We start from the raw sequence: 22,397 nt of genomic DNA, 5'->3' as shown, positions 1-22,397 counted from the left end.
ATGGGTACAGCGATCACGTTCAAACGTCCCGACGGCAAGGAAGCCAAGGGTTATCTCGCTAACGCCGCGCGCGGCAACGCGCCGGGCGTCGTCGTCATTCAGGAATGGTGGGGCTTGCAGGACCAGATCAAGGGCCTGTGCGATCGCTTCGCTGTGGCCGGGTTTGATGCGCTGGCGCCGGATCTCTACAACGGCGTGGTGGTGCCGTATCACGACACCGACGCCGCCAACAAAGAGATGAACTCTCTCGATTTCATGGACGCCACGACGCAGACCGTGCGCGGTGCAGCGCAGTACCTCGCCCGCAACGGCGCCAAGGTCGGCCTCACCGGTTTTTGTCTCGGTGGTGCGGTGACGGTGATCGGCTCAACCCGCATTCCCGAACTCGCAGCAGGTGTCGCGTTCTACGGTATTCCGCCCGAGCAGGCGGCGAAGCCCGCCGACGTCAAGATCCCGCTGCAAGGCCACTTCGCCAACCGCGATGACTGGTGCACCCCGCAGGTGGTCGATGCGTTCGAGAAGGGCCTGAAGGCCGCCGGAAAGACTTGCGAGTTCTTCCGCTATGAAGCCGACCACGCCTTTGTCAACGAGCAGCGGATGTCGGTGCATGACCGCGAGGCTGCCGAACTGGCCTGGGGCCGTGCGACCGAATTCTTCAAGAAGCATTTGGGGTGAGCTTCACCATCTCCGACCTGCGCCAGCAGCCTGCGTTTTTCGACGCGGTTGCTGACCGCATCTGGCGGGCATGGTGGAAGGAGCAAGGCGTCCCGGCGGACTACATCGCCGGGCGCTTGCAGGAGAATATGACGCCGTCGCCAATCCCTTTCGCGCTGGTGGCGCATCGGGGCGATACCTTTCTGGGCACGGCGTCGGTCATTGCCTCAGACCTCGAGGATCGCCCGCAATACTCGCCCTGGGTGGCAGCGGTCTGGGTCGACCCAAAATACCGGATGCAGGAGATCGGCACGGAACTGGTCGGACGCGCGGTCAGCGATGCTTTCGCGCTCAATTTCCGGCGGGTCTATCTCTGTGCCCAGAAGGAGAGGCGCCGGTTTTATACCCGTCAGGGCTGGGCGCCGATCGAGGAGAACGTAGGGGAGCACAAGCTGACGGTCTTTGTGAAGCTGGCCGGGTCTTGACATCGCCCCCCGGCAATGATGTTTTGCCTGCCATGAGCACCCTGTCCAACCCGACCCGTCTCTGGTGGCGCACCTTCTAAAGGTGGCCGGTGCGATTTATTTCATGAACAATCGTCGAGGCCGTCATCGCAGAGCGACGGCCTTTTTTCGTTTGTCCTGTGTGGCGTTCCTCCAGCAAGTCTCGTAAGAGGACCAGATGAACAGGACAGTTTTCGCGCTTCCCGCGCAGAGCGAATACCGGACCGCCCGCGGCCTCGATGTGGCCCGTTCCGTCGAGCATTTCACCGGCGGCACCGCGCTCGACCAGCTGATCGAGCAGCTCGATACCCGCCGCGGCGTGGTGCTGTCGTCGGGCACCACGGTGCCGGGCCGCTACGAGAGTTTCGACCTCGGCTTTTCCGATCCGCCGCTGCGGCTGGAATCCACCGGTACGGACTTCTTCATCGAGGCGCTGAACGCGCGCGGCAAGGTGCTGGTGGCGTTTCTCGCCAAGACCCTGAAAGAGCCTTGCGCCGTCGTCACCGAGAAGAGCGCGACGCGTCTTGCCGGCCATATCGTGCGCGGCGACGCGCCGGTGGACGAGGATCAGCGCACGCGGCGCGCTTCGGTGGTGTCGCTGGTGCGCGACATCATCGCGGCATTCAATTCTCCGAGCGACGGGTTGCTCGGGCTGTTCGGCGCTTTCGCCTACGATCTCGTGTTCCAGTTTGAAGATCTCGTGCAGAAACGTACGCGCGAGAAGGACCAGCGCGACATCGTTCTCTACATTCCCGACCGCATTCTGGCCTACGACCGCGCCACCGGGCGCGGCGTCATCCTGAGCTACGAATTCGCCTTTAACGGCCAGTCCACCAAGGGGCTCGACCGCGAAACGCCGCAGAGCGTCTACGCCAAGACCAGGCGCGAGGGTTTTGCCGACCATGCGCCCGGCGTCTATCAGGCCACCGTCGAGACGGCGCGTCAGGCGTTCGCGCGCGGCGATCTGTTCGAGGCAGTGCCGGGCCAATTGTTCGCCGAGCCTTGTGAGCGCACCCCCGCCGAAGTGTTCCAGCGGCTGTGCAAGATCAATCCATCGCCCTATGGCGCGCTGATCAATCTCGGCGACGGCGAATTTCTGGTGGCGGCATCGCCGGAGATGTTCGTTCGCTCCGACGGCAAGCGGATCGAGACCTGTCCGATCTCCGGCACCATCGCGCGGGGCGTCGACGCCATCAGCGATGCCAAACAGATTCAGGAACTGCTGAATTCGCAGAAAGACGAATTCGAACTCAACATGTGCACCGACGTCGACCGGAACGACAAGGCACGCGTCTGTGAGCCGGGCACGATCAAGGTGCTGGCGCGGCGGCAGATCGAAACTTATTCGAAGCTGTTCCACACCGTCGATCATGTCGAAGGCATGCTGCGTCCGGGCTTCGATGCGCTGGACGGGTTCCTGACCCATGCCTGGGCCGTCACCGTGACCGGTGCGCCGAAGCTGTGGGCGATGCAGTTCGTCGAGGACCATGAGCGCTCGTCGCGGCGCTGGTATGCCGGCGCGCTTGGATTCCTCGGTTTCGACGGCAGCATCAACACCGGGCTGACCATTCGAACCATCCGCATGAAGGACGGTCTTGCCGAAGTGCGCGTCGGCGCAACGTTGCTGTTCGACTCTGATCCTGTCGCCGAAGAGAAGGAATGCCAGACCAAGGCGGCAGCGCTGTTCCAGGCGCTGCGCGGCGATCCGGCGAAGCCGCTGTCGGCCTTCGCTCCGGACGCTACCGGCTCCGGCAAGAGAGTGCTGCTGATCGACCACGAAGACTCATTCGTGCACATGCTGGCGGATTACTTCCGGCAGGTCGGCGCGACGGTCAGCGTCACGCGGCATAACCACGCCCTCGAGATGATGAAGAAGGGCAACTACGACCTTCTGGTGCTGTCACCCGGCCCTGGCCGCCCAGAGGATTTCGGTATCTCGAAATTCATTGGCGCGGCGCTGGAAAAGAAGTTGCCGGTGTTCGGCGTCTGTCTCGGCGTGCAGGCCATCGGCGAATACTTCGGTGGCAAGCTCGGGCAATTGTCCACGCCCGCGCACGGACGTCCCTCGCGCGTTCAGGTGCGCGGCGGCACGCTGATGGGCAACCTGCCGAACGAGGTCGTGATCGGCCGCTACCATTCGCTCTATGTGGATCGCGACGGCATGCCGGACGTGCTGGAAGTCACTGCCAGCACCGAGGACGGCATCGCCATGGCCATCGAGCACAAGACGCTGCCGGTCGGCGGCGTGCAGTTTCATCCGGAGTCGCTGATGTCGCTGGAAGGCAATGTCGGCCTGCGGATCGTGGAAAATGCATTCAGGCTCGGCCGGCCTGCGAGTTGATATGTATCCGTCATTGCGAGCGCAGCGAAGCAATCCAGTGCGCGGCAACGAGAGGTCTGGATTGCTTCGTCGCTTCGCTCCTCGCAATGACGAACTCTTTGGTTCAACCGGGTTAGACAAACAATGACTCTCGAAGACGATTTGAAAGCTACCGTCCGCGCCATTCAGGACTATCCGAAGCCCGGCATTGTTTTCCGCGATATCACCACGCTGCTCGGCAACGCCTGGGCATTCCGCCGCGCGGTCGATGAACTGGTGCAGCCGTGGGCCGGGTCGAAGATCGACAAGGTCGCCGGCATGGAAGCGCGCGGCTTCATTCTCGGCGGCGCGGTGGCGCATCAGGTTTCTGCGGGATTCGTGCCGATCCGCAAGAAAGGCAAGCTGCCGCATACGACGGTGCGCATCGCCTACTCGCTGGAATACGGCCTCGATGAAATGGAAATGCATGCCGACGCCATCAAGCCCGGCGAGCGCGTCATCCTGATCGACGATCTGATCGCGACCGGCGGCACGGCGGAAGGCGCGGTCAAGCTGCTGCGCCAGATCGGCGCCGATGTGGTCGCCGCCTGTTTTATCATCGATCTGCCGGAACTCGGCGGCGCAGCCAAGCTGCGCGCGATGGATGTGCCGGTGCGGACGCTGATGACATTCGACGGTCATTGAGGACATCCGGCTAAGTGCAATCCGACTAGTCGTCAGAAAGTGCTCTAAAACATAGAGGGGCGGCGGATGGATCTTCAACTCACGGGTAAAATCGCAGTCGTCACCGGCGGCACGCGCGGCATCGGCAAGGCGATTGCGCGCTCGCTCGCGGGTGAGGGCATGGATGTCGCGATCATCGGGCGCGACCTGGAGGCTGCGAAGGCGACGGCCTCGGAGATTTCAAGTGCGACAGGCCGGATGGTGCACGCCTATGCGGGCGATACCGGCAAGGACGAGGCGGTTCGCGCCGCAGTCGCCGCGATCCGTTCTGACTTCGGCCGGATCGATGTGCTGGTGAACAGCGCGGCGCAGCCGAGCGGGCAGGCGAAGCCGCCGTCGCTGAGCGAGATCACCGACGAGATGTTCTGGAGCGACGTCAACGTCAAGGTGATGGGCTATCTGCGCATGGCGCGCGAGGTCGCGCCCCTGATGACCGAACAGGGCTGGGGCCGCATCATCAATATCAGCGGACTCGGCGCGCGTCAGACCGGCACCACGATTGGCAGCATCCGCAATGTCGGCGTGGCGGCACTCACCAAGAATCTCGCTGATGAACTTGGACCGCGCGGCATCAATGTCACCTGCGTTCATCCCGGCCTGACCCGGACGGAGAAGACGCCGGGCGTGATCGCGTGGCGCGCAGGGCTCACCAAGAAGACGGAAGCTGAAGTCGAGAAGGCGATGAACGATCTCAATACCATCCGCCGTCTGGTGACGGCCGAGGAGATCGGCCACATCGTCGCGTTTCTGGCGTCGCCAAAGTCGATTGCCATCAATGGCGATGCGATTGCGGCGGGCGGCGGCGCGCCCGGAAGCATCTATTACTGATCAGCCCAGCTTGTGCAGGATCAGGTTCAGCTCCAGCTCGCGGAAGCGCGTGTAATTGGTGCGCACCCATTGATGCAGTTCCGACGACTGATCCTTGTTGGTGCGCAGATAGTGCGAGAACGAGAAGGTCAGCCGGCCGATGATCGACTTGAGGAACGCGGGCAATGCCGCGACCTTGAACGGCCGCACGCGGGCGAATTCTCTCGGCAACGGTCCCCACAACACGTGTTCGTTCTCGACCGGCACGATGGCGGCGTTCGGAAACGTCTCGCGCAGCATCGCCCACGCCATGATGGAGGCTCGGTCGCGATCGGGAATGAACAGAACGATCGGATCGACGCCGCGCCGGTCCGCTTCCTTCATGAAGCCGATTTCCGCGATGAGCTTGAAAAAATCGTCGAAGGCGTGAAAGCCGAGGTCGATGACCTTGGGCACGCCGTCATTGACGATGAGGCGGTCCATCAGCGCCATCTGCCCGAACGTATCGCTGATCAGCGCGGTCTCGGTGACGCCGGGGAGGTAGTTCAGCAGCGACGGTTCGCGCAGGTTGATATCGAAAGCGATCACCGCGCCGCGCTGAAGCACGAGGAATTCGGTCAGCGCCCGCGCGATCAGGGTCTTGCCCACCGCAGGGCGGGGCGAGCAGACGATATAGACAGGCGTGCGGCGCATCGGCGCGATGTCCGGCTGGTGTCCGACGTCAGATCTCGCTTGTCGGCGCGCGCGACGTGGCTGACTTGTCCTTCGAGCCGACGATCTCGGTCAGCTTGATGCGGTCGAACTCACCCCACACATTGCCCAGCCAGTGGCGGACATAGCCGCGCAGCACGAACGAGTAGTTCGCGGCCTCGTCCTTCGTGCCCTTGTTGGCGACGAACTTGAGGAACGGCACCGAGGCGACTTCGACCTGCTCGTAGGCCATTTCGTTCAGCTTCGGAATCGTGATCTCGGTCGCGTTCTTGATGCGGTGGAAGTACGAATTGTAGGTCGCCTGATCCCACTCGAAGAAGCTGGTGTTGTTGATGAAGTTCTTCACCAGGAAATACTTCGCGCCGTCCATGAAGTTCGCGGTTTCGGCGATTTCGTCGAGCGAGGCGATCGACGGGCCGAGAATGTGGAACACGGCGAAGGTGATCTGGCCGGAGCGGGCGGCGTCGAGGAAGCCGATGTCGCGAAGCGCCGCGAGGGTAGGGGACAACAGTCCTGCGCGGACGTCGATGACGGTGACGCTGGTACCCGATGAATTCAGCGTATCGAAGATCTTCATCTGGTCGGACGTCGAGGTGACGTCGACGATCTCGGTGATGTCGGGATGAAAGCGCATCAGGGTGCCGCGCGGCGATTCGGTATCGAAGGCACGGGTTGGGATGTTGTTTGCGCTGAAATAGTCGAGAACGGTGCGCGAAACGGTGGTCTTGCCGACCCCACCCTTGTCCGCGCCCACTACGATCACTGCCGGTTTCGCCATAAGACCCCTTTACGCGCTAAACACGTCCGCCTGACGACGGGAGCTTAGCCTGCTTTCCGCCGGAACATGGCAGAATCGAGGGATAATTCAATTCTTGACGACGCTGTTATGCTTAATAAACAACGGCTTCGTTAATGCCGAAGGGTCATCGGCGGCCCCATGGACCGAGAATCGAGCCCGCCGGAGATGGTGTCGGCTGCGGGGAACTGCCCCATGGCCCGCCATGCGGAGGCTCAGGCCGCGCTTCCGGTGAGGTATCCCCGGATTGGGGTGCGCTATCGCCGGTTTCGGCGTCGCCGCCTGGCAGCGCCATCGGGCCGGGATCGCGCCCGCCGGCATATTTCACCAGCGCCTTGACCCGCGAATCGACCGAAGGATGGGTCGCGAACAGGTCGGCGAAGCCCTCGCGCGGATTGTCGATGCACATTTCCATCACGGCGGAGGTTGCGCCGGGCAGTTCGCCGCGGCCCTCGATCTTGCGCAGCGCCGAGATCATGGCGTCCGCGTCCTTGGTCAGTTCGACGGAACCCGCATCCGCCAGCAGTTCGCGCGAGCGCGACAGGGCAAAGCGCACCACCAGCGACAGGCCCCAGGCGATGCCGATCAGGGCAATCGCCAGCAGCACGATGGCGAAGGCGCCGCCGCCTTTCTTGTCGCCGTCGGACGAGGACGATGATCGCCCGCCGCCGCTGTAGCGGACACCCGAGTTGAAAAAGATGCGGAAAAACAGTTCCGCGAAAAACCCGATCACGCCCGCGATGACGACGGCGATCACAAGCAGCTGCACGTCGCCGTTGCGGATATGGGTCAGCTCGTGCCCGAGGACGGCTTCCATCTCCCGGTCGTTCAGCGCCTTCATCAGCCCCGTGGTGACGCTGATGGAATACTGGCTGCGGTTAAGCCCGGTGGCAAAGGCGTTGAGCGCGGGACTGTCGACGATCTTGAGTTTCGGCATCGGGATGCCGCGCGAGATGCAGAGATTTTCGAGCAGGTTGTAGAGCCGGGGCTGTTCCTGCCGCGTCACGTCATGCCCGCCGGTCACCGCATCGATGATGTTCTGGTGAAAGAAATAGGCAATCACGATCCATGCCGCGGCCCCGATGGTCGCGAAGGGGAACGCCTTGACGAGGTCATGCGCTGCAAGAGTGATATACGCCTCGAACGGACGATTGCTGTTGAGCGCCACTTCGGCCAGCAGCGCGCCGGCGAACACCATCACGTAGACCAGCAGGAACAGTCCGCCGAGCAGCAGCATCGAACGAAACTTGTTCGATGCGATGTGCGTGTAGAGACCGTACGCGGTCATGATCCGGATTGTCCTACAAGATCGTCATTGCGAGGAGCGTAGCGACGACGCAATCCAGCCTTAGGCAAAGAAATGCTGGATTGCTTCGCTTCGCTCGCAATGACGACATTATTGCCATCAGAGTACGCGTCAGAACTTGACCGACGGCGCCTGTTCGAGCTGCCCGCGCGCTTCGCCGAGGTCGAAGAAATCCTTCTTGGTGAATCCAAGCGCGCCGGCGAACAGGGCGGTCGGCAACTGCTGGATGCCGGTGTTGTATTCCTGGACCGCGTTGTTGAAAAAGCGGCGGCTGGCGGCGATCTTGTTTTCGATGTCGGACAGCTCGGTCTGCAGCTGCTGGAAGTTGGTGTTGGCCTTCAGGTCCGGATAGGCCTCCGACAGCGCGATCAGTCGGCCCAGCGCAGCGGTGAGCTGGCCTTCGGTCGCCGACACCTGCGCCGGTCCCTGCGCGGACATCGCCGCGTTGCGGGCCTTCACCACGTCTTCCAGCGTACCGCGTTCGTGAGTGGCGTAGCCTTTGACCGTCTCGACCAGGTTCGGAATCAGGTCGTGGCGCTGCTTGAGTTGCACGTCGATGTCGGCGAACGCTTGGCTGACCCGCTGCGCCAGCGCGACCAGCCGATTGTAGGCGCCGAATGCGAACAGCGCGATGACGACGATGACACCGAGTAAAATCCAGCCGGACGACATGAGGGAAAACTCCTTGAGGACAACGAATGGCGCGCACCCTAGACCAAAAACCGCCCGCGCGGCAGGGGCCGCACGGCGGAATGGTTCTCATTGGTCGCCTTCAAGGAGCGATGGTTCAATTTTCTTCTATTTGATTCAGGTTCAATTTTCCCCAGTCGTCCCGGCGAAGGCCGGGACCCATAACCCCTGATCTCTGGGTAGCGCCAGATTCTGCAACGATCGATCGTCAACAGACAACCCAGGGAATATGGGTCCCGGCCTTCGCCGGGACGACAAGATCATGTGCGGCTAGTACTTGCGATGAGTATCACGGCTTGGCCATGTGCCACGCGCCGTTGAGGAAGCCGTCGCCGGTGGTGTCGCCGGGTTTGGTATCCTTCGCGAAGGTGTAAAGTGGCTTGCCCTTGTACGCCCACATCTTGCCGCCGTCGTCGCGGGTGACAATGGTCCAGTCGCCCGACGCCTTGGCGTCAGCAGCGGCCATCAGCGGCGGCCAGTTGGTGGCGCAGGGGCCGTTGCAGGCCGACTTGCCAGCGCTGTCCTTATCGAACGTATAAAGCGTCATGCCCTTGGCATCGACATAGGTCTTGCCCTTCGGAGTATCGGCGACTTTTGCCGCCTGCGCGAAGGCGCTGGTTGACGCGAGCATGAGGGAGACAGCCGCAATCGCGGCGAATGTTTTGGACATCGCAGTTTACTCCTGATGAATTTTGTGTCGGACGCGAACGCGTCATCAGGACAAACTCCGGCGTGGCGAAATTATTCCGGCCCATCGTTCCCAGCGGAAAAAACCGCGTCGCCCCAGTCCCATTTCTTCGCGCGCTTGTACGCGGCCTTGTCCCGATGCGGGATGCTTGCGGTTTTCAATCCATCCGGCGCGCAGATTTTTGCGGTGACCGCGATCTTGGTCACCAGTGGCTGTGCCAGCACGCGTACGGGCCTTTGCGCAGGTGGCGTGCGTGACAGAACAACGTAGCTGAATTTTTCATCCTCATAGGGAAGGTCTGCCGCTTTAAGGTGTTTATGCGCGCGCGATCGCTGTAGCCGTTGCGTGAAGTGACACCAGTCGGGTTTGGTCAGCGGGCATGCCGTGTCGTGCGGGCAGGGCGCGATCACATGCGCGCCCTTATCGATCAGCCGCGCGCGCAGATCGATGATGCGCGCATAGCCCGCCGGCGTGCCGGGTTCGACCACCAGCAGCGTGTCGCGCGTTTTCGCCCACATGGCGTCGGCTAACGCTGCCCGTTCGTTTTCGCTCAGCTCGTTGATCACGTAGCTTGCGACGACCAGATCAGCCTCGTGCGCGGCAGCAAGCAGTTTGCGCGCGTCGCGGGATTCGTAGCGCATCGTGTTGAACCGCGAGTGCGACTGCGCCAGCTCGGTGGCAAGATCGCGCAGCGCCGTGTTGGCGTCCAGCAGCGTAAATTTGTCGATGGATGCAAAGGCTTCGCTCGCCGCCCATGTTGCCGTTCCCGGGCCGGCGCCGATATCGAGCAGGCTACGTGGAGCGAAATCCGGATTGACCTCAGCCAGAGCATTCAGGCTCGCGGCGACCGCTGCATAAGTCGCCGGCATCCGCGCCAGCGCATAGGCCAGCGCGTCCGCGCCGGTGCGGATACCGCCGGAGCCGCCGCCGTCGCGATAGGTGCGCGAGATGGTGTCCGCGCGCTGCGCGGCGTCGTTGCGCGACAGGCCTTCGGCCTTGCGGGCAAGTGCGGCTTTCAATTCGGCGGGGAGGTTGGGGGCTATCATTGCAGCATACTACGTCGTCCCCGCGAAAGCGGGGACCCATAATCCCTGAGTCTTGCTTATTGCAACGAAGCCTTCCGGCGATCTTGTCAAATTGACCGGCCGGTGGTTATGGGTCCCCGCTTTCGCGGGGACGACATCGTGGATGTGACGGGTTTCACTCGTCAGCGAGGAGCGGCGCAGATCACGCCACGTTCTGGTCGAGAACCTTCATCGCGCCGTCGAGGTCGACCGACACCAGCTGCGACACGCCGCGCTCAGCCATGGTGACGCCGAACAGCCGGTTCATGCGCGCCATGGTGATCGGATTGTGGGTGATGATGATGAAGCGCGTCTCGGTGGACGAGGTCATCTCATGCAGCAGATTGCAGAACCGCTCGACGTTGTGGTCGTCCAGCGGCGCGTCGACTTCGTCCAGTACGCAGATCGGCGAAGGATTGGTGAGGAACACCGCGAAGATCAGCGCCAGCGCGGTCAGCGCCTGCTCGCCGCCAGACAGAAGTGACAGGGTCTGCGGCTTCTTGCCGGGTGGCTTGGCGATGATTTCCAGACCGGCCTCGAGCGGATCGTCGCTCTCGATCAGGGTCAGTTCGGCCTGGCCGCCGCCGAACAGTTCGGAGAACAGCCGCTTGAAGTGGGTGTTGACCGTCTCGAACGAGGTCAGCAGGCGTTCGCGGGCTTCCTTGTTGAGGCTCTGGATGCCGGTGCGCAGCTTCTTGATCGCTTCCACCAGATCGTCGCGCTCGGTGGTGAGGGTCAGGTGCTGGGCCTCGACCTCGCGCAGTTCTTCCTCGGCGCGCAGGTTGACGGCGCCAAGACGCTCGCGGTCGCGGCGCAGCTTTTCCAGATCGGTTTCGATGTCGATCACGGCCGGAAGCTCGGTCTCCGGCGTGATTTCGGCCAGCGCGGCGACGCCCTGCGGCTCGACCTCGAGCATGTCGCGGATTTCGCGCTCGATGTCGTCGAGCCGGCGGCGGGTGCCGTCCATCCGCTCTTCGGAGCGGGCGCAGGCTTCGCGTGAGGCAGACAGCGCATCGAGCGAAGCGCGGGCTACGCGGTCGGTCTCCGCCATCGCGGTTTCGGCAGAGGCCAACGCATCGGCGGCAGTGCGGCGGTCGGCTTCGGCGTATTCGATTTCGCTGATCAGCGCGCTGCGCTTCTCGGCGAACACCTCCGGCGCGTTTTCAAGCTCAGCACGCTCGGTCTTGACCTCGACGATGCGGGTCTCGACGGTCGCAATCTGCGACGCGGCGTTTTCCTTGCGGTTCTGCCATTCGTTGCGCTCGGCGATAATTGCCTGCACGCGCCGGTCGGCGAGTTCGGCTTCGCGCGCCAGCGCCTGCGCCTCGGCGCGGACCTGCGCCGCGAGGCGGCGGTGACCGTCCATGTCGGCGCGCACGGTGGCGAGCTTTTCCTCGTTCTCGGCGCTCGACGGCAATTCGCTCAGGACGCCGACGGCGGCTTCGTGCGCGTCGTGGGCTTCAGTGCGATCCGCGGCAAGGCGGGTCCGGCGCTCGTCCAGCGCGGAACGGCGCGAGGCGTGGCGATTGATCTCGCGTTCGGCGTTGGCATGCTGCTCGCGGGCCGCATTGGCTTCGCGCTGGGCCGAGCGTGCGGCTTCACGCGCGGCGCTCTCGGCGGCGGACGCGGCCTTGAGTTCGGCGTCGGCATTGTCGAGTGCCCGGCGCTTTGCGACGGCGTCGGCGCGCGCCTGCTCAAGTTCGGATTCGATGTCGATGAGGCGGGCGCGCTCGGCCAGCCGCCGTGCGGCGCCGGTCGGGGCATGCGCCGCCGCGACGAAACCGTCCCAGCGCCACAGATCGCCTTCGCGCGAGACCAGCCGCTGGCCGGTCTTCAGTTGCGAGGCAAGCTGCGCGCCGCGCTCGCGGCTGACGACGCCGATCTGCGCCAGACGCCGCGCCAGTTCCGGCGGAGCGGTGACATGGGCTGCAAGCGCCTCGATGCCTTCCGGCAACGACGGATCGCCATCGACCACGCCGAGATTGGACCAGCGCATCGGCGCGGTCGGATCGACCGGTGCGTCGAGATCGTCACCCAATGCAGCGCCCAGCGCCTTTTCGAAACCCTTGGCGACGTTGACGCCGTCGATGATCGGCGGCCACAGGTTCTTGGTTTCGCCGTTGACGATCTTGGAAATCGTCTTGGCTTCGGTCTCCAGCCGCTGCACGCGCTTCTCGGCGTCGGCAAGCGGCGCACGCGAGGCCTCCAGCGTGGCGCGGGCATTCACATGCGCGGCCTCGCTGGCCTGGGTCGTGGCTTCGGAGATCAGCAAAGCTTCCGCTGCCGCTTCCATCGCAGCGACCAGCGTATCGAGATCGCCAAGTCCGCCGGTCTCGGCGGCGAGCTTCTCGACTTCGCCCTCGACACTGACGATGTCCTGATCGAGCCGCGCCAGACGGTCGCGGTGGGTGCGGACATTGGCCTCGAACTGGTTGCGCTTCGCGGTGAGGTCAGCGAGCGCGGTGGTCAGTTCGGAGAAGGTCCGCTCCGCCGCGGCGAGTGTGGCCTCGGCTTCCGCAACGCGCTCATCGGCGCCGCTGCGCTTGTCGACGCGCGACTTGATTTCGTCCTTGAGGTCGTTGTCTTCGGCCTCCAGCCGCGCCAGTGCGACGTCGGCATCGGACAGCTGGCGCTGCTCGCGCTCGATGTCGGCGGCGAACTGCGTCAGGCGGCGGTCGAGCTCGATGACGCGCTCCCTGGCGCGCGCTTCCTCGCGGTCGAGCATTTCGCGGGCGTTGGTCAGGCGCTGCAAGCCGGCTGCGGCGCGCGCTTCGTTTTCGCGCAGGCCCGGAAGCTCGGAGGCGCGGATCGCCTGGATGCGTGCGGCTTCCGCCTGCTGAAGAGTACGTTCGGCCTGCTCGCGGACATTCAGGTCGTGGGTCTGGCCTGCTTCGGCGACGTCGGTATTGGCCTGCAGCCAGCGCAGGTGAAACAGCAGCGCCTCGGCCTTGCGGACCTTGGCGGCGACTTCGCGATAGCGGATCGCCTGACGCGCCTGCTTTTTCAGGCCTTCGATCTGGCTTGCAAGCTGACCGATGACGTCTTCGACGCGGGTGAGGTTGGTCTCGGCCGCCTTGAGGCGCAGTTCGGCTTCGTGACGGCGCGCATGCAGACCGGCGACACCGGCGGCGTCTTCCAGCACGCGGCGGCGCTGGTCGGGACGCGCCTGAATGATCTCGCCGATCTTGCCCTGGTGGACGAGGGCAGGCGAACGCGCGCCGGTGGCGGCGTCGGCGAACAGAATCTGCACGTCGCGCGCGCGTACGTCGCGGCCGTTGATGCGATAGACGGAACCTGCTTCGCGCTCGATGCGCCGGGAAATTTCCAACACTTCCTGATCGTTCATCGCGGACGGCGCCGAGCGATCGGAGTTGTCGATGGTCATCGCCACTTCGGCGTGATTGCGCGCGGGGCGGTTGCCGGAGCCGGCGAAGATCACCGCGTCCATGTCGGCGGCGCGCAGCGACTTGTGCGAGGTCTCGCCCATCGCCCAGCGCAGCGCTTCGACCAGGTTCGATTTGCCGCAGCCGTTCGGACCGACAACGCCGGTGAGGCCGGGTTCGATCAGAAAGTCGGTCGGTTCAACGAAGGACTTGAACCCGTGAAGACGAAGACGCGTGAGTTTCATGCAATCGGTGCTCTGTTGGCCGGGGCGGAATTATCCAGCCGGGGCAAGGTCATAGCAGGCCTTGCCAGTATAACTGAGTCGCGGAATGCGCCTCGAACTGTCCGCACAATGGCGAGGCAGGCCGCGCAGGGCAACTGCGCAGGAGGCTTTTCCCAAGGGATTTAAAGGGATTTCCGAGAGATTTCAGTGTGTTTCGGGCGGATGTTCCCGGGAACCGGATCGGTTCCGCCCGGAAGGCCTCAGCTCTTGAGTAGCGGCTTGATCAGCTTTTCGAAGGCGTCGAACGAGATATCGCCCTTCACGACGGTTCCATTGACGAAGAAGAACGGCGTCGAGTTGACCTTGAGCTTGCTGTACGCGTGCTCGCGCACGTCCAGAATGCCCTTCTGGATTTTCGGATCATTCTGCACACAGTCCTTGATCATCTGCTCGCTAAAGCCGGCCTGCTTGCCGACGCGATTGATGGTGCCGAGCGCGTCCGAGGCCAGATCGTTCTGCTGCTTGAACAGGATGTCGATGATCGCGAAATATTTCGGGGCGTCGTCCTTGGCGACGCAGCGTGCGAGCGCCGAGGCGGCCAGCGCCACCTGATCGAGCGGGAACTCGCGGAAGATGAAGCGCACCTTGCCGGTGTCGATGTAGTTGGTCTTGATCTGGGGAAACACGTCCTTGGTGAACGACGCGCAGTGCGGGCAGGTCATCGACGCGTATTCGATGATGGTGACCGGGGCGTCTTTCGATCCCAGAGCCATGTCGCCGAGTTCGCCGGCCTGATTGATTTCGGCAGCGGTCTGGGCATTGGCCTGGCTGACAAACTGCCAGGGTGACAGGCCGAGTGCTGCGGCGAAGCCGGTGAGGGACAGGGCGGCGGTAAAGGTACGGCGCGTGATGTTCAACGGTCTGCTCCGGAAATACGTGCGAACGGCGTCGTCACGCCTGATGAGGAACGTTTCGCTAGCTTGAAACGACAATTGTGGCAATGCCGGGCCGCCGCCGCGCGCCGTCCTAAGCCTCAATTTCGCTTGATCGAGGCGCCGAGCCGCGCCAGCGCCGCACGCAAATCGTCGTCTTCCACGGTGCCGAGCGAGGCTTCGATCGTCGCGACGGCTGCGGCGTCGGGCACTTTTCGGGCTTTCCGCACAGGTTTGCGTGACAGCGGCGCCTGACGCAGCGCGATCCGCCCGACAGCATTCCAGCCGAGGAAGCGGTTGACCCGCTCCAGAATGACATCCGAGGTGTGCTGGATTTCCAGCGCCATCGGGCCTTCGACCCGCAACACCAATGTGGCCGGTTCGGGGATCTGGTTTTCGACCGGACGTGGCCACTGGATTTTCAGCGGTTCCGAATGGGCCGCGACGTTCGGCCCCGCGATTTCTGCCCATCGCGTCACCAGTTCGCGCGAGGCAAAGCCCTGCTTGGCGAAGACGTCGTTGATCGCACTGCCGAGCAGTGCGGATAACGGCTTCGCGGTGAGGGGACCGGGCTTGTTCATGGGTGGCTGACGTCGGTACATAGTGTTCCATGACCATATCAGGCGTAGCCGCGCGGCGAAAGAAATCTCCGGACAACGTTGAAGCGGATCGCCCGGCGCTGCTGCTCGCCTGGTACGACCGCCATCGGCGACAATTGCCGTGGCGCGCGCTGCCGGGCCGCACGAGCGACCCTTACCGGGTATGGCTGTCGGAAATCATGTTGCAGCAAACCACCGTGAAAGCGGTCGGGCCGTATTTCGAGAAGTTTACCGCGCGCTGGCCGACGGTGGCGGCGCTGGGGTCCGCCTCGCTCGATGACGTACTGCGCATGTGGGCGGGGCTCGGCTACTATTCCCGTGCGCGCAATCTTCATGCCTGCGCCGTCACGGTGCTGCGCGAGCACGGCGGGGCCTTTCCCGACACCGAAGAAGGCCTCCGCACGCTGCCGGGCGTTGGGCCATATACGGCTGCGGCCATCGCGGCGATTGCATTCAGTCGGCAGACCATGCCGGTGGACGGCAATATCGAGCGCGTGGTGTCGAGGCTGTTCGCGGTGGAAGAGCCGCTGCCGAAATCCAAGCCGCAGATTCAGCAACTGGCGGCGACGATGCTTTGGGATTCACGTGCGGGTGACAGTGCGCAGGCGCTGATGGATCTCGGTGCCACGATCTGCACCCCAAAGAAACCCGCCTGTGCGCTCTGTCCGCTCAACGACAATTGCGCCGCGCGCATCCGTGGCGATCAGGAGACGTTTCCGCGCAAGGCGCCGAAGAAGACGGGCGCGCTGCGGCGAGGTGCGGCGTTCGTCGTCACGCGCGGCGATGAGCTGCTGGTTCGCACGCGTGGTGAAAAAGGTCTGCTCGGCGGCATGACGGAGGTGCCGAATTCCGAATGGCTCGCCGGTCACGACGACAAGGCCGCGCGCGCACAGGCTCCGGCGCTCAATGTGCCACGCTGGCATCGCAAGGCTGGCGTGGTGACCCATGTGTTCACGCATTTCCCGCTCGAGCTTGTCGTCTATACCGCGAGCGTTGCCGCACGCACGCGCGCGCCCGACGGCATGCGCTGGGTGCCCGTCGCCACGCTGAAGGACGAGGCGCTACCGAACGTCATGCGCAAGGTGATCGCGCATGGATTGGGCGACTAGCCCGCACTCGACAGCATCGATGTTTCAGGTCGAGGCACGATCGGCGGCTTGGCGTTGAGCGCATCGACCTGGAAGCCTGCGACGCGCTTGTAGGTGTTGGCGACGTCTTCCAGTTCCTGCTGCGACATCACCTCGGTCACGACGTTGAACCCGTTCGGCGCGCGTTCCTCGACCAGTTGCATCACCTGCTCGGGGCCGTTGCGGCGGTTGAGCTTGACGAGTTCGGTGGTGGCCGGGCGGCGTTCGGCTTCATAAGCCTGCAGGGCCTCGGACGTCTCGCCGTGATTGAGAATCTCGCGCGTGATCACGCGGGCATCGAGAATGGCCTGCGACGCTCCGTTGGAGCCGATGGGGTACATTGGGTGCGCTGCGTCGCCCATCAGGGTCACATTGCCGAAGGTCCAGCGGTCGATCGGGTCGCGGTCCACCAGCGGATACTCGTAAGCGTGTGCGCAATTGCGGATCAGGCCGGGCACGTCGAGCCAGTCGAATGTCCAGTCCTCGAACCAGGGCAGGAATTCGTCGAGCTTCGCGGCGCGGTTGTAGTCCTCGCGCCGCCATGAATAAGTTGGCGGCAGCAGGCGTTCGGCGATCCAGTTAATGCGGAATTTTCCGTCGCGGGTCGGCGCATTCGAAATCGGATAGCAGACGAATTTCAGGACCTCGTGGCCCGCCATGATCATGGTGCGGCCGGACAGGAAGGCATCGCTTTCGGTGATGCCGCGCCAGAGGATGCGGCCGTTCCAGATCGGCGGACCTTCGACGGGATAAAGTTTGCCGCGCACGGCGGAATGGATTCCATCGGCGGCGATCAGCAGCGTGCCGTCATAGGTGCCGGCATCCTCGCCGCTCGCCTTGTCGATGAAGCGGGCCGAGACGCCGTCCGGCGTGTCGGTGAAGCTCGCCAGATGGTGGCTGTTGAGCAGGTTGTCCGCGCCCAGACGTTCGATCACGGTATCGAGCAGGATCTGGTGCAGCACGCCGCGATGGATCGAGATCTGCGGCCACTTGTATCCGGCCTCAAGCCCGCGCGGCTCGCTCCAGATCGGCTTTCCCTGTTTGGAAAAGTAGGAGAGTTCCTTGGTCCTGACGCCCGAGGCGTCGAGCTTGTCGAGCAGGCCGAGGTCGGTCAGTTCGCGCACCGCATGCGGCAGCACGTTGATGCCGACGCCCAGCGGCTTCAGTTCCGGCACGCTTTCAAACACGCGGCACGGAATGCCGATCTGATGAAGGCTGAGCGCGAGCGTCAGCCCGCCAATCCCGCCGCCTGCGATAAGAACCGTCATGATACGCTCCTGTAACTGACGTGGTCATGGCACGGGAAACGGCGCGGGGGCAACTGCGAAAGGGGGCCTTTAGGGCTCTCGTCGCGGCGCTGCAGCTCTGGGACATCCGGCTTCAAAGGCGAGTGTGGTGACGTCAGAGTGCGATTCCGCTTTAGGGTTTTCAGGTCGGTGACTTACGTCCAAGGTAATTGATCTTCTGATCCGACAGTCTAGGCTCAGTTGCATGGGCACCCAGAATTCAGTTTCGCAAGAACCGGCAATCGGGCCTTTCAGCAGTCTGCTCAAGCATTGGCGCAGCGTCCGCCGCCTGACCCAGGTCGAACTTGCGGGCGATGCCAATGTCTCGGCACGGCACCTGTGTTTTCTGGAAACCGGCCGCGCGCAGCCCAGCCGCGAGATGGTGCAACTGCTCGGGACCGCGCTGGATCTTCCGTTGGAAGAGCGCAACGCCTTGCACGTCGCGGCGGGTTTCGTCCCGCCGTATGGCGACAGCGGCTTGGCTGCCGACAATCTGCAGCACGTGCGCCAGGCGCTGGACTTCATTCTCCGGCAGCAGGAGCCGTATCCTGGAATCGTCATCGATGGACGCTGGGATGTTCGTATCCGCAACGAAGCGTCGCGGCGTTTGTTCAAGCCGTTCCATGACGCCTACGACATGGAGCCGGAATTCTCCGACAACGCCATGCACACGGTATTTCACCCGAAAGGCCTGCGGCAGTTCATCGTGAACTGGGACGAGTTCGCCGGTCAGATGATCCAGATCCTTCATCGCGAGGTCGCGCAGGGCGGCGGGATCGCGGCGCAACTGCTCGCTGAAGTCACGACCTATCCCGGACTGCCCGCGGAATGGAGGCTTCCGCGTCATGTGGCCGGATCTTCGCCGGTGATGACGATGCGGCTTCAGAAAGATGATTTTCGTCTCGCTTTCTTTTCGACATTTACAACGTTCGCCATGCCGACCGACGCGACGCTGCAAAAGTTGAAGATCGAATGTTTCTACCCGGCAGACGACGAGACTGCGGAGAAGGCGCGCGCACTGGCGCTCTGAAAAAACTCAGGAGATTACAATGCTTGCCCAACCCGACCATCAATCGGCCGAAACGATGGACACGCTGCGCGCGCTGAACGCGCGCTTCATCCATAATTTCGTGACCAACGACGTGGCGTCGCACGACGCCATTCTTCATCCGAGCTTCATCGACATCCGGCCCAACGGCCAGCGGCAGGACCGCGCAACGTATCTGAAGCGCTGGGCGACGGGCTTCGATCCCAAGGTGATCGTTTACTGGGACGTCCGCGACGAACTGATCACGGTGATCGGCGATGTCGCGCTGGTGCGGTCCACCAACAAGTGCACGCGCCGCCGCGATGGCGCGGACGTGACCGGCATGACGACATACACCGACACGTATCTGTTCGAGAACGGCAAGTGGACATGCATCCAGGCCCAGATCACGACAGTTGCTCCCGAGAACTATCCGTCCGACGATACGATCGTCAGTGCCTACATCGACGGAAAGCTTCAGAAGCAGCTTTCATGACGGAGCGCGGCGCTTCGGCCGTTCAAGCTCCCGTCCGATCCCAAGCATGATGCTCCGCAGCCAGATCGATCCGGGGTCCATCTGCGCGCGGGTCGGATAGAACATGAACTGCTCGTCGATCCCCGGATCGATGGGCGGAGCCACTGTGACCAGCGACAACTGTTTCGACAGCGCGGCGATCAGGCGGCGCGGCACGAATGCGACGAGGTCGGTGCGCGCCGCAACGTGCAGGGCCTCGATATAGCTCGGCACCACCAGCGCGATCCGCCGCTCCAGTTTTTTGGTTTGCAGCCAGGTGTCGATCAGGTCTTCGCTCTGGCCACGGATGATGACCGCGACATGCCTCGCCTTGAGAAACGTGTCCCTGTTTTTCAGGCGTGCTCCCGCCGGATGTCCCTGCCGCACCGCCAGTGCGTCGGAGTCGGTGTAAAGCAGTTGCCGGTGAAATCCCTTGAACGCATCGCCGATGCTGATCACCATGTCGATGGTGCGCGCGAACTCGGCGGTGAAGATCGCGGGGCCGCGCCACGGCACAACGTCGATCCGCACGCCGGGTGCTGTGGCATCCAGCTTTTTCATCAGCGGCGGCATCAGCAGTTCGACGGCGAGATCGGGCATCATCAGGCGGAAGCGCCGTTCGCTGCGCGCGGCGTCGAAGTCGTCCGGCATAAACAGCCCGCGCACCTGATCCAGCGCCTGCGCCAGCGGTGCGCGTAACGCCTGTGCACGCGGCGTCAGCTCCATGCGCGCGCCGGCGCGCACCAGCAGCGGGTCGCCGAGCACATCGCGCAGCCGTCGCAACGCGTGGCTCGCCGCCGGTTGCGACAGGCCGATCCGCATCGCCGCGCGGCCGACATTGGCCTCCAGCAGCAGCGCGTCGAGGGCGACCAGCAGATTGAGGTCGAGCGAAGCTAAATTCATGAGGCGAATATATATCATACGAAGCATCGATTGGAAGAATATCGATACTCGTTCCATCATCCGTCCATCCACACAAGCAGAGGACGGAACTCATGAGCGCCGAAGCCAACAAGAAATTGATCCAGCAGATATTCACCGACTCCGCCAACCGCAGCGGGACGACCTTCGTCGATAACATTGCGGAGGATGTGACATGGGTAGTGATGGGGCAGTATTCGTGGTCGGGAATCTACACAGGGAAGGAGGCCATCACGAACGGCCTTCTAGGCCACTTGCGAACCTTGCTGACCGATCGCGCAAGGACCGTTGCCTTCAATTTTGTCGCCGAGGGCGACACCGTTGTGGTCGAAGCGAAAGGCGATAACGTCACGAAGACCGGCGACCGGTACGACAACGAGTACTGCATGGTCTGGCGCGTCGAGAACGGCAAGGTCAAGCAGATCAAGGAATACTGTGACTCTGCGTTGATCGAAAGGGTATTGGGACCGTTTCCGAAACCTGAGTTGCGGAGGGCGCGCTGAAGTGTTCGCTCGCACCGGAATTGGAGCGGGCCGCCGGCGATCAGAGCTATCGTCGAGCGCGTTGCTGGATGTTGCCCGGGCGGTTGCGATGATTGTCCGGACCTGGGGCTGGCGTATCCGCGATCGCCGCGAACTCGGGGCGATGAGCGAACGCCAGCTCAACGATATGGGGATGTGCTGGCCGGAGGTCGCGGCCGAGATCGAAAAGCCGTGCTGGCGGGAGTAAAAATGGATGGCGGCTTAGCCCGCCGCCATCTCGCTGCGGATTTCGGCGCGCAGCTCGTCGATCAGCTTGAGGCCCTTTTTGGTCTCGACGTGCCAGAAGGTCCAGCCGTTGCAGGCCTCGGCCCCCTGCGCAAGCGCGCCCATGCGATGGATCGAGCCGACCTTGTCGCCCAGCATGATCGCGCCGTCGGCACGCACCAGCGCGCCGTGCTTCTTCTTGGAATCGACGAGCTTGGTGCCGGGCAGGATCATGCCGCGCTCGACCAGTTCGGAGAACGCGACGCGCGGCGCACCTCGCGCGGTCATGAACGGCGCCAGCGTGGCTTCCGGCAGCGGCTCGATGGCGGCGATACGCGCCTCGGCGGCCTTGGCGTAGGTCTGGTCGCGCTCGAAGCCGATATAGCTGCGGCCGAGGCGTTTCGCGACAGCGCCGGTGGTACCGGTGCCGTTGAACGGATCGATCACGAGGTCGCCGGGCTTCGACGACGACAGCAGCACGCGCGCCAGCAGGCCTTCGGGCTTCTGCGTCGGATGAACTTTTTTGCCGTCGCCGCCCTTGAGGCGCTCGTCGCCGGTGCAAAGCGGGATCAGCCAGTCGGAACGTGCCTGCACGTCCTCGTTGGCGGCCTTCAGCGCTTCATAGTTGAAGGTGTAGCCCTTGGCGTTCTCGTCGCGCGCCGCCCAGATCATCGTCTCGTGCGCATTGGTGAAGCGGCGCCCGCGGAAATTGGGCATCGGGTTGGTCTTGCGCCATACGATGTCGTTGAGAATCCAGAAGCCCAGATCCTGCATGATCGCGCCGACGCGGAAAATGTTGTGATAGGAGCCGATCACCCAGATCGTCGCCGACGGCTTCATGGCGCGGCGCGCGGCAAGCAGCCATGCGCGCGTGAAATCGTCATAGGCGGCGAAGGATGAGAACTTGTCCCAGTCGTTGTTGACCGCATCGACGTGGGATTCGTCGGGGCGCTTGAGATCGCCCTTCAGTTGCAGATTGTATGGAGGGTCTGCGAAGACCAGATCGACAGATCCGGCTTGCATCTTCGACATCTCCGCGACGCAATCGCCAATGACGATATGCGAACTCGGAGCATTTTCAAATTGAGTGCGGGGCGCCTTTGCAGACGCCCCGCGACGCGACACTACCATGACTCAAAACCTGACTCAGGCGACGCAGCCGGCGACGCGGGACTAACTAATCCGACTGTCATCACCATGAATGGCCAAGGTAAAAATCGGCTTAATCAAAAACAGGTTTGTGACGAATCCGAAATTGATTCAGAAATCCGGTTTGCATCGCGGATCGCAAACGCGCGCAGTGCGTTGAACAATGCAGCCAATCGCCAGAATTGCTGGCGCTGCGCACGTTTCGTTGCGGAATTCAGCCAACATTC

22 protein-coding genes are annotated in these 22,397 nt (G+C 63.2%); 10 read left to right on the top strand and 12 right to left on the bottom strand.

The genetic code is table 11. The annotated features are described in order from the left end of the window. The 5 genes from YH63_RS02680 (at position 1) to YH63_RS02660 (ending at position 5,028) form a co-directional block, all read left to right on the top strand. The gene (locus YH63_RS02680; protein WP_046828937.1) at positions 1–675 is read left to right on the top strand and encodes a dienelactone hydrolase family protein; all 675 of its coding nucleotides are present in this window, start codon (positions 1–3) and stop codon (positions 673–675) included. After that, positions 672–1,139, top strand: coding sequence for a GNAT family N-acetyltransferase (locus YH63_RS02675; RefSeq protein ID WP_046828938.1), 468 nt, complete (start codon positions 672–674; stop codon positions 1,137–1,139). Before YH63_RS02680 ends, YH63_RS02675 begins: the two co-directional genes overlap by 4 nt. 196 nt (positions 1,140–1,335) lie before the next feature. Beyond that, positions 1,336–3,498 (top strand): anthranilate synthase component I, encoded by a 2,163-nt coding sequence (locus YH63_RS02670; RefSeq protein ID WP_046828939.1) that lies wholly within the window; start codon positions 1,336–1,338, stop codon positions 3,496–3,498. A 123-nt stretch (positions 3,499–3,621) separates the two neighbouring features. Then, entirely contained in the window at positions 3,622–4,161 is a 540-nt protein-coding gene (locus YH63_RS02665) for an adenine phosphoribosyltransferase (protein ID WP_046828940.1), read from the top strand. Between the two features lie 66 nt (positions 4,162–4,227). After that, positions 4,228–5,028: an SDR family NAD(P)-dependent oxidoreductase gene (locus tag YH63_RS02660; protein ID WP_046828941.1), complete on the top strand. Its 801-nt coding sequence runs from the start codon at positions 4,228–4,230 to the stop codon at positions 5,026–5,028. Here the strand turns inward: YH63_RS02660 and YH63_RS02655 are convergent, their stop codons facing one another. The 9 genes from YH63_RS02655 to YH63_RS02615 all read right to left on the bottom strand — a co-directional run bounded on the left by YH63_RS02655 (position 5,029) and on the right by YH63_RS02615 (position 15,382). Next, a complete protein-coding gene (locus tag YH63_RS02655) occupies positions 5,029–5,700 on the bottom strand; it encodes a hypothetical protein (RefSeq protein WP_046828942.1) in 672 nt (223 codons plus the stop codon). Positions 5,701–5,728: 28 nt separating this feature from the next. Beyond that, entirely contained in the window at positions 5,729–6,496 is a 768-nt protein-coding gene (locus tag YH63_RS02650) for a hypothetical protein (protein WP_046828943.1), read from the bottom strand. A 145-nt stretch (positions 6,497–6,641) separates the two neighbouring features. Beyond that, positions 6,642–7,802 (bottom strand): M48 family metallopeptidase, encoded by a 1,161-nt coding sequence (locus YH63_RS02645; RefSeq protein WP_046828944.1) that lies wholly within the window; start codon positions 7,800–7,802, stop codon positions 6,642–6,644. Between the two features lie 129 nt (positions 7,803–7,931). Next, positions 7,932–8,492, bottom strand: coding sequence for a LemA family protein (locus tag YH63_RS02640; protein ID WP_046828945.1), 561 nt, complete (start codon positions 8,490–8,492; stop codon positions 7,932–7,934). Positions 8,493–8,799: 307 nt separating this feature from the next. Further along, the gene (locus YH63_RS02635; protein WP_046828946.1) at positions 8,800–9,180 is read right to left on the bottom strand and encodes a COG4315 family predicted lipoprotein; all 381 of its coding nucleotides are present in this window, start codon (positions 9,178–9,180) and stop codon (positions 8,800–8,802) included. 71 nt (positions 9,181–9,251) lie between these two features. Beyond that, the gene (locus YH63_RS02630; RefSeq protein ID WP_046828947.1) at positions 9,252–10,244 is read right to left on the bottom strand and encodes a small ribosomal subunit Rsm22 family protein; all 993 of its coding nucleotides are present in this window, start codon (positions 10,242–10,244) and stop codon (positions 9,252–9,254) included. A 181-nt stretch (positions 10,245–10,425) separates the two neighbouring features. Next, positions 10,426–13,890: a chromosome segregation protein SMC gene (smc, locus tag YH63_RS02625; RefSeq protein WP_137325097.1), complete on the bottom strand. Its 3,465-nt coding sequence runs from the start codon at positions 13,888–13,890 to the stop codon at positions 10,426–10,428. 239 nt (positions 13,891–14,129) lie between these two features. Next, positions 14,130–14,786 carry a DsbA family protein gene (locus tag YH63_RS02620; RefSeq protein WP_046828949.1) on the bottom strand — a complete coding sequence of 219 codons (657 nt, stop codon included), beginning with the start codon at positions 14,784–14,786 and terminating at the stop codon, positions 14,130–14,132. Between the two features lie 116 nt (positions 14,787–14,902). After that, positions 14,903–15,382: a DUF721 domain-containing protein gene (locus YH63_RS02615; RefSeq protein WP_046828950.1), complete on the bottom strand. Its 480-nt coding sequence runs from the start codon at positions 15,380–15,382 to the stop codon at positions 14,903–14,905. Between the two features lie 29 nt (positions 15,383–15,411). On the opposite strand from YH63_RS02615, the gene mutY reads away from it, so the two are divergent. Further along, positions 15,412–16,509, top strand: coding sequence for an A/G-specific adenine glycosylase (gene mutY / locus YH63_RS02610; RefSeq protein WP_137325096.1), 1,098 nt, complete (start codon positions 15,412–15,414; stop codon positions 16,507–16,509). Here the strand turns inward: mutY and YH63_RS02605 are convergent. Next, positions 16,506–17,795: a flavin-dependent oxidoreductase gene (locus YH63_RS02605; protein ID WP_046828952.1), complete on the bottom strand. Its 1,290-nt coding sequence runs from the start codon at positions 17,793–17,795 to the stop codon at positions 16,506–16,508. The two genes, mutY and YH63_RS02605, sit on opposite strands and share 4 nt — an antisense overlap. Positions 17,796–18,018: 223 nt before the next feature. On the opposite strand from YH63_RS02605, the gene YH63_RS02600 reads away from it, so the two are divergent. Together YH63_RS02600 and YH63_RS02595 are read left to right on the top strand one after the other, a co-directional pair. Next, positions 18,019–18,843, top strand: coding sequence for a helix-turn-helix domain-containing protein (locus tag YH63_RS02600; RefSeq protein ID WP_046828953.1), 825 nt, complete (start codon positions 18,019–18,021; stop codon positions 18,841–18,843). Positions 18,844–18,862: 19 nt separating this feature from the next. After that, positions 18,863–19,336 carry a nuclear transport factor 2 family protein gene (locus YH63_RS02595; protein ID WP_046828954.1) on the top strand — a complete coding sequence of 158 codons (474 nt, stop codon included), beginning with the start codon at positions 18,863–18,865 and terminating at the stop codon, positions 19,334–19,336. On the opposite strand, the gene YH63_RS02590 is transcribed toward YH63_RS02595, so the two are convergent. Continuing rightward, the gene (locus YH63_RS02590; RefSeq protein WP_046828955.1) at positions 19,331–20,257 is read right to left on the bottom strand and encodes a LysR family transcriptional regulator; all 927 of its coding nucleotides are present in this window, start codon (positions 20,255–20,257) and stop codon (positions 19,331–19,333) included. The two genes, YH63_RS02595 and YH63_RS02590, sit on opposite strands and share 6 nt — an antisense overlap. Positions 20,258–20,349: 92 nt before the next feature. On the opposite strand from YH63_RS02590, the gene YH63_RS02585 reads away from it, so the two are divergent. After that, positions 20,350–20,778 (top strand): nuclear transport factor 2 family protein, encoded by a 429-nt coding sequence (locus YH63_RS02585; RefSeq protein WP_046828956.1) that lies wholly within the window; start codon positions 20,350–20,352, stop codon positions 20,776–20,778. Between the two features lie 88 nt (positions 20,779–20,866). Next, positions 20,867–21,004, top strand: a complete 138-nt coding sequence (locus YH63_RS02580; RefSeq protein ID WP_083992727.1) for a DUF1127 domain-containing protein — start codon at positions 20,867–20,869, stop codon at positions 21,002–21,004. 14 nt (positions 21,005–21,018) lie between these two features. On the opposite strand, the gene YH63_RS02575 is transcribed toward YH63_RS02580, so the two are convergent. Next, positions 21,019–22,152 (bottom strand): site-specific DNA-methyltransferase, encoded by a 1,134-nt coding sequence (locus YH63_RS02575; RefSeq protein WP_046828957.1) that lies wholly within the window; start codon positions 22,150–22,152, stop codon positions 21,019–21,021. Positions 22,153–22,397: the final 245 nt, after the last annotated feature.

The sequence above is a fragment of the Afipia massiliensis genome, from assembly GCF_001006325.2.
Taxonomy (GTDB): Bacteria; Pseudomonadota; Alphaproteobacteria; order Rhizobiales; family Xanthobacteraceae; genus Afipia; species Afipia massiliensis_A.
This window is presented reverse-complemented; position numbering and strand designations above follow the sequence as displayed.

Excerpts from the sequence above, each read along its gene's own strand:
- YH63_RS02645 (WP_046828944.1), bottom strand. The coding sequence starts at position 7,802 with ATGACCGCGTACGGTCTCTACACGCACATCGCATCGAACAAGTTTCGT.
- smc (WP_137325097.1), bottom strand. The coding sequence starts at position 13,890 with ATGAAACTCACGCGTCTTCGTCTTCACGGGTTCAAGTCCTTCGTTGAA.
- YH63_RS02640 (WP_046828945.1), bottom strand. The coding sequence starts at position 8,492 with ATGTCGTCCGGCTGGATTTTACTCGGTGTCATCGTCGTCATCGCGCTG.
- YH63_RS02680 (WP_046828937.1), top strand. The coding sequence starts at position 1 with ATGGGTACAGCGATCACGTTCAAACGTCCCGACGGCAAGGAAGCCAAG.
- YH63_RS02630 (WP_046828947.1), bottom strand. The coding sequence starts at position 10,244 with ATGATAGCCCCCAACCTCCCCGCCGAATTGAAAGCCGCACTTGCCCGC.
- mutY (WP_137325096.1), top strand. The coding sequence starts at position 15,412 with ATGACCATATCAGGCGTAGCCGCGCGGCGAAAGAAATCTCCGGACAAC.
- YH63_RS02580 (WP_083992727.1), top strand. The coding sequence starts at position 20,867 with ATGATTGTCCGGACCTGGGGCTGGCGTATCCGCGATCGCCGCGAACTC.
- YH63_RS02615 (WP_046828950.1), bottom strand. The coding sequence starts at position 15,382 with ATGAACAAGCCCGGTCCCCTCACCGCGAAGCCGTTATCCGCACTGCTC.
- YH63_RS02665 (WP_046828940.1), top strand. The coding sequence starts at position 3,622 with ATGACTCTCGAAGACGATTTGAAAGCTACCGTCCGCGCCATTCAGGAC.
- YH63_RS02600 (WP_046828953.1), top strand. The coding sequence starts at position 18,019 with ATGGGCACCCAGAATTCAGTTTCGCAAGAACCGGCAATCGGGCCTTTC.
- YH63_RS02585 (WP_046828956.1), top strand. The coding sequence starts at position 20,350 with ATGAGCGCCGAAGCCAACAAGAAATTGATCCAGCAGATATTCACCGAC.
- YH63_RS02660 (WP_046828941.1), top strand. The coding sequence starts at position 4,228 with ATGGATCTTCAACTCACGGGTAAAATCGCAGTCGTCACCGGCGGCACG.
- YH63_RS02590 (WP_046828955.1), bottom strand. The coding sequence starts at position 20,257 with ATGAATTTAGCTTCGCTCGACCTCAATCTGCTGGTCGCCCTCGACGCG.
- YH63_RS02650 (WP_046828943.1), bottom strand. The coding sequence starts at position 6,496 with ATGGCGAAACCGGCAGTGATCGTAGTGGGCGCGGACAAGGGTGGGGTC.
- YH63_RS02655 (WP_046828942.1), bottom strand. The coding sequence starts at position 5,700 with ATGCGCCGCACGCCTGTCTATATCGTCTGCTCGCCCCGCCCTGCGGTG.
- YH63_RS02670 (WP_046828939.1), top strand. The coding sequence starts at position 1,336 with ATGAACAGGACAGTTTTCGCGCTTCCCGCGCAGAGCGAATACCGGACC.
- YH63_RS02605 (WP_046828952.1), bottom strand. The coding sequence starts at position 17,795 with ATGACGGTTCTTATCGCAGGCGGCGGGATTGGCGGGCTGACGCTCGCG.
- YH63_RS02635 (WP_046828946.1), bottom strand. The coding sequence starts at position 9,180 with ATGTCCAAAACATTCGCCGCGATTGCGGCTGTCTCCCTCATGCTCGCG.
- YH63_RS02595 (WP_046828954.1), top strand. The coding sequence starts at position 18,863 with ATGCTTGCCCAACCCGACCATCAATCGGCCGAAACGATGGACACGCTG.
- YH63_RS02575 (WP_046828957.1), bottom strand. The coding sequence starts at position 22,152 with ATGGTAGTGTCGCGTCGCGGGGCGTCTGCAAAGGCGCCCCGCACTCAA.